The sequence below is a fragment of the Mariprofundus sp. EBB-1 genome, from assembly GCF_003665155.1.
Lineage (GTDB): Bacteria > Pseudomonadota > Zetaproteobacteria > Mariprofundales > Mariprofundaceae > Mariprofundus.
In genome coordinates this window covers 1-6,237 of sequence record NZ_RCFQ01000056.1, presented here as the reverse complement: position 1 = coordinate 6,237, position 6,237 = coordinate 1, and the positions used below count along the sequence as shown (strand labels likewise).

Here is a 6,237-nt window from a genome sequence, read left to right as displayed (position 1 = left end):
TCGTCTCGTCGAGGGCGGCGAACAATAGCGAGCAAACTCGCTCCGTCAACACCTATATTTAAACTACCTTTTTGCAGTGGATACAGCCTTTTCAGACCGACCCCAGCTCGTCAGGGCGGCGGACATTAGCGCCAAGCTTCCTGCCGTCAATGAGTTTATTATTAACTATACTTAATCTTCGATAGAAAGGTTGAGAAACTTGCGTTTCCCGAGCTTAATCAAGTATGGCCCACCGGTTTGTAGCTGGTAATCCTTGTCGGTCACCCTCACACCATCAATGGAGAGTGCGTTCTGTTTGACCATGCGCATGCCCTCACCGTTGGATGCTGTTAAGCCCGCTTGCGACAGTGCCTTGATCACCCACAACGCACCATCTTCGGATGACAGTGTCATTTCAGGTACATCATCAGGAATTTCCTTCTTGGTAAACTGCGCCTCAAAACCTGTACGCGCGGCAGCCCCCGCCCCCTCACCATGGAAACGATCCACGATTAAAGCAGCCAATGCTTTCTTGGCCTCCATTGGATGCATGGCTTTAACCTCATCCAGATCACGGTCAGTAAGTAGTTCATAGTATTTCAACATCAGATCATCGGATGCACTCATTAACTTACCAAACTGATCTTTGGCCGATTCAGCCACACCAACATAGTTATTCAGTGATTTGGACATCTTATTGACGCCATCCAAACCTTCGAGCAACGGCATGGTCAGAATCACCTGTTGTGGCTTTTCATATGCGCCCTGTAACTGGCGCCCCATTAACAGGTTGAATTTCTGATCATTGCCGCCCAACTCCACATCAGCATCAAGCGCAACAGAGTCATAACCCTGCACCAGCGGATAGAGAAATTCGTGAATGGCAATCGACTGACCGCCTTTATAACGCTTTTCAAAATCATCGCGCTCAAGCATTCTGGCTACAGTCGCTTTGGCTGCGATACGAATCAGATCAGCCGCAGATAACTTACCCAGCCATTCGGAATTAAAACGCACTTCAGTTTTTTCAGGATCAAGAATCTTGAACACCTGTTCTTTATAACTCTCCGCATTCTCCAGCACTTCTTCAGGCGTAAGTGGCGGACGTGTTTCATTTTTACCAGTGGGATCACCAATCGTGCCGGTAAAATCACCAATCAGAAACACCACTTGATGGCCACATTGCTGAAACTGCCTGAGTTTTTCTAATAAAACGGTATGCCCCAAATGCAAATCGGGCGCTGTCGGATCAAACCCTGCCTTCACACGCAAAGCGCGCCCCTCTTTCTCAGCAAGTTTCAACTTTGCCTCAAGACTACCGGCTGGCAATATTTCCAACGCCCCGCGACTCAGCAGTTCCATCTGTTCCTGAATATTCATACTCACCTCAACCATTCAATCTCAACCACGCGAATCATGGCATCGTCAATTGCATACCGCTAGGAGTCTGTCCGACTAATGAAGATTGTAGCGATCAGGAACAATTGCCGGGTAGATTCTCATAAGCCATCCAGCCTCCCGGCGCAGTGAGACAGATCACGGACATCATTTCGCAAACGGATATCTTGCATGTCATTATAGACATCAGCATGCATCATTATATCTTATGCATGTACGCGAATTAAACACCAAGGAGTTCACATGAGCGACATAGACAGCGAAATCAACCTCAACAACACAGAAAAACCAACAGAGCAGGAGCGTTCTTGTTCAAAAAGTTGCCGCTGCAGTCCGCATCTCTCTTTATATATATCTATAGCTGCGCTTTTGCTGGCCGGATATGCGGTATACGCCAACAACAGCACCCACGACAACAGCGCTATGCAGTCCCAGATTGCAAACCTGGAAACCAAAACCGCTGACATTAGCGATCAATTGAGCACGTTAAGTAATCAAGTACAGAGCAACCGGGAAAACCTGGTGCAAACAAAACTCAAGAAAGCGCTGGAAAACATCCGGGATATCAGCAATCTGGCAGAGGAAGGTACCAAAGCAGCCATCTCTGAAGTGGAAAGTATCTTACAAAACCTGACCGATATTGGTGATCAGATAAAGACACCTGAAGCAACTGAAACACCAACTGCCAGTGACGTCATCAAAACACAGCACAGTGACACAAGTGCTGCTGAACCAGCCGCAACCAGCCCGATCAAGACCAATGCAAATGATGCTAAAACTGCCGAAGAAACGGTCAAGCTGACAAACAGTGAGCCTGCGAACACCAGCAGTGCCAAATCAGTGCTTTCTGAACTGCTGGATACTGCAACAACAGACAAGACTGAAACTACTACAGCCGATACAAACACCGTGATCGATAAACCTGCTGATTCAGCTACGCAGAGCAATGAAGTAGTAATCACCCCAAGCCCTACTCCCGCACCATCCGGAGCACAGGCTTTTTAATCACGTCATCACCCTGTGAAGTAATCATAAAAAAGGCTCACTTACCTGCGTAAGTGAGCCTTTTTTTGTAACAACATAAGCTTTATATTAAAATCTATATCTTAATTTCGTACCCATTTGACAACCAGCCAACCAATCGCCACTGCCAGCAAGCCCATCAAACGCAGAGCCTGCGGAGCGATATCCGGTAATTTACGCATGGTGTTGATCATCGCTTGCGGAAACAGCGCATAGATCGCTCCCTCCAATACCAACACCAAACCCACTGCTGTCCAAAGATCATCCATGTAAACAGTCGCTGCTTAAATCAGATTACTTGCGTGACTGCTCAAAAAAGCGGAAGAACTCAGAATCCGGTGAAATCACCAGACGCGTATCGGTACCGATAGCATTGCGATATGCTTCCAGAGAACGGGTAAAAGAATAGAACTGCGCATCTCTATTGTATGCCTTAGCATAAATAGCTGTCGATTCCGCATCAGCTTTACCACGCACAATTTCAGATTTCTTATAGGCTTCTGCCAATAGCGTTTTCTGAATCTTTTCAGCTTCAGCACGAATTTCCCGGGCTGCTTCTTCACCCTCAGAGCGATACTCTTTGGCAATACGGCCACGTTCAGCTTTCATGCGCTGGAATACTGCTTCCGAGTTTTCCTGTGGCAGATCAGCACGTTTGATACGCACATCAATCACGGTAATACCAAATTCCTGCACACCAGCATCAGCACGGTCACGGATCGACTTCATCAGCGCAACACGCAGATCTTCTTTTTCACCACCGGATACAATCTCATGCAAGGTATGCTGACCCAATACTTCACGCACTTTACCACGCACCACATCGTCCATACGGGCTTTCACACCAGTCTGGGTTCGTGCCACCTGATAGACCTGCAATGGTTCAGTAATACGCCAGCGCGCATAACTATCCACCATGATGGATTTTTTATCCTTGGTGATCACTTCATTTGGCGGCACATCACTTTCCAACAGACGCTTATCAAATGTGACAATACTCTGCCATGGCGGCTTGAAATGCAGACCTGCATCCTGCACCACAGCTTTTGGATTACCGAACTGCAATACCAGCGCCTGTTCACGCTGATCTACTACATAGGTACTCATGCTGAGCACTACAGCAGCGGCACCCAGGATAATGGCTATCATTGTTAATTTTGGACTCATTTTGTCACCTCAACCTTGCCACTGGTTCTATCCAATGGGAGATATGGCAACACACTGCCAGCAACCGAACCATCAATAATAATCTTGTCGGTTTTCGTCATAACTTCTTCCATCGTTTCCATATACAGACGTTTACGGGTTACTTCAGGAGCCATCTTATAAGCAGTTAACAGTAATTCGAAACGCTCGGATTCACCTTTTGCGCGCTCAACCACTTCTTTGGCATAAGCTTCCGAATCAAGCACCATCTTCTTACTTTCACCACGGGCTTTTGGAATAATATCATTGGCATAAGCCTGTGCTTCATTTTTAGCACGCTCTCTATCTTCACGTGCTGATGCCACATCTTTAAACTCTTTAATCACACGCTCTGGCGGCTGAACATCCTGCAGCTTAATGGTGCTGATGGAGATACCAGCCTCATAACCATTCAGAATACTCTGAATCAAGCCTTGTGTTTCGACTTCCACTTCGGCTTTTTTGGTAGTCAGCACATCATCAATAGAGGTGCGGCCAATCACTTCACGAATGGCAGATTCAGCTGCATCACGCACCGTTTTTGTAGCACTATCAATATTAAACAGGAAATTTTCCACGCTCTTAATCTTATATTGAACGATAAATGAGATATCGACGATATTTTCATCTTTGGTCAACATCAGTGATTCGTTATTACGTTTGCGGGTAGAACCATCACTAAATTGGCGGAAACCGATTTCCAGACGCTGTACTCGTGTTACCGGCAATTTTTCAACCCGGTCAACCGGATACGGAATTGCCCAGTTCAAACCGGGACCGGTTGTCGCAGTATGTTTACCGAAACGCAATACCACAGCTTCTTCATCTGCTGCCACCATATAAAAGCCGGACGCAATCCAGATGACAAAAAGCACTGCTGAAATAGCTGTAAGCGCACTTTTATTCAGCTTGAAATCTCCACTGTCGGAGCCGCCACCATTGCCAGCACCGCCACCAAAGAAACCGCCAAAGCGTTCTTGTAAGCGTTTGAGCACTTCATCAAGGTCAGGCGGAGTTTGGTTATTACCACCACCCTGCTTACCCCAAGGATTTTTATTGTTACCGTTCTGGTCGCTCCAAGGCATACCGAACCTCCATACATAAAACAGCGCCGCAGTGTAGCTAACTGAATCAGCGATTGCACCCCCTTCCAGCCAGCAAAGTAAATAAGGTTATTAAAAAATGGTTTTATTCGAACTGATGAAGAAGAACTACGCAAAAAAGAAAGGCCCCGACGGATGTCAGGGCCTGATGTCTGACGCGAAACACTAGGGAGGGGAGGGAGGAGTAGCGCCAGACACGGCAAACATTAAGGAGGTAAGCTTAGACAAGCATTAATTAAATATTAAATGTTTTTCATGTAGGAAAGTCGGAGGGGAACTGTCTTAGCATACGTGGATTTCTCGGAGTATTCATAACCCTTCAACTTTTATAACAATAACAAAGCTTCGTCTTCTCTCATTCGCTTAGGCCCCGGATGTTATAATGTCGTTATAAATGAAAAGTATAATTGATATTCTGTGGGTTAAACCAAAGATGCCTCTGCCATTAAAGGGTTCCCGCTAAATATATCATCTGCTTGAATCAGCTATTAATCAGGCCCATTAGAATCAATAGCATGATGATAATAATCACGCCAATGAAAATTTGAAAACGCTGGGAAATATACCTGTTCATTGAAACACCTACTCATTAATATATATTGATCACTATTAAGTTATAGACCAATATCTAAAAATTGTGAAGTTTTTTGAATCTGCGAATCAGAGTCAGGCTTTCATATTTTGATATTTCTAACTGATCACAGTTGCTCGTTTTGAGGCAGACGCACTTCAGATCACCTCATTTACCTGAGGTATAAGCATCATTTGAAAGCTATGATCCTGATTTAATTTTGCTTCGGTATATATTGATGTAATATTAATCTTCACTATAAAGAATTGACAATCCAGTGGGAGGCCAGACTTGAAAACCGTGAGTAATATTGAGCTTGATGGCCCAAATACAAGAGCATATCGGATTGATGCTGCTGATAATATTGCATGTGTAAGCAATGCTTGGGACTCATTTGCAAAAGACAACCAAGGAATGCCATCTTGTTCTTTTTCTAACCTGGAACATAAAAATATCTTGAGTGAATTTGCCGATGTTGAAACACGTATGATTTATCGAACAATTTTCTCCAAGGTTCGCAGTTCAGGCCACTCCATTACATTTCAACTCCACTGTGATTCCGCTGATACTATTCGTGTTCTTAAAGCTACGGTTATCCCTCTCCCCTTGAACTGGATAGAAGTACGGTTTGAACTCATTGAAGAGAAAAGGCGTGACCCGGATGTTGTGCAACAATTATATGGAGATGCCCACGGCATCATTACAATGTGCAGCTATTGCGGTGACTTAAAGGACAATCAGGGAAACTGGCAGGCCATAGAAACTGAAATCACTAAAGTCGATTTATTCCAGCAAAGCACCCTTCCCCAAATCAGTCATGGCATATGTCCAACATGTAAAATAAGTTTTTTAAATTCTATACGCAAAATCATTTAGCCTATGCCCTTCGGCCCCTCGAGGCCGCTGCTTTGCAGCGTTTAAACAAATAAAACACTATCGCGTAGCGGGAGCGCCGCTACTTGCTCCTGCCGATTTATC

6 protein-coding genes are annotated in these 6,237 nt (G+C 45.1%); 2 read left to right on the top strand and 4 right to left on the bottom strand.

The features are described from left to right. Positions 1-171: 171 nt before the first annotated feature. On the bottom strand, positions 172-1,359 hold the full coding sequence (gene tyrS / locus D8Y20_RS13390) for a tyrosine--tRNA ligase (RefSeq protein WP_121544215.1): 1,188 nt from the start codon (positions 1,357-1,359) through the stop codon (positions 172-174). A gap of 261 nt (positions 1,360-1,620) precedes the next feature. Here tyrS and D8Y20_RS13385 point away from each other — a divergent pair, with 261 nt between their 5' ends. Further along, on the top strand, positions 1,621-2,382 hold the full coding sequence (locus D8Y20_RS13385; protein ID WP_121544214.1) for a hypothetical protein: 762 nt from the start codon (positions 1,621-1,623) through the stop codon (positions 2,380-2,382). Positions 2,383-2,483: 101 nt separating this feature from the next. Here D8Y20_RS13385 and D8Y20_RS13380 read toward each other — a convergent pair whose 3' ends face one another. From D8Y20_RS13380 to hflK, 3 genes are read right to left on the bottom strand one after another with little or no spacing between them, the layout of a single operon-like run. Further along, on the bottom strand, positions 2,484-2,669 hold the full coding sequence (locus tag D8Y20_RS13380; RefSeq protein ID WP_121544213.1) for a DUF2065 domain-containing protein: 186 nt from the start codon (positions 2,667-2,669) through the stop codon (positions 2,484-2,486). A 25-nt stretch (positions 2,670-2,694) separates the two neighbouring features. Beyond that, positions 2,695-3,567, bottom strand: a complete 873-nt coding sequence (hflC, locus tag D8Y20_RS13375; protein ID WP_121544212.1) for a protease modulator HflC — start codon at positions 3,565-3,567, stop codon at positions 2,695-2,697. Continuing rightward, complete coding sequence (gene hflK, locus D8Y20_RS13370) at positions 3,564-4,670, bottom strand: FtsH protease activity modulator HflK (protein ID WP_121544211.1); 1,107 nt, start codon at positions 4,668-4,670, stop codon at positions 3,564-3,566. Before hflK ends, hflC begins: the two co-directional genes overlap by 4 nt. A gap of 880 nt (positions 4,671-5,550) precedes the next feature. Between hflK and D8Y20_RS13365 the strand changes: the two genes are divergently transcribed. Further along, entirely contained in the window at positions 5,551-6,135 is a 585-nt protein-coding gene (locus D8Y20_RS13365) for a hypothetical protein (protein ID WP_121544210.1), read from the top strand. Positions 6,136-6,237 lie beyond the last annotated feature (102 nt).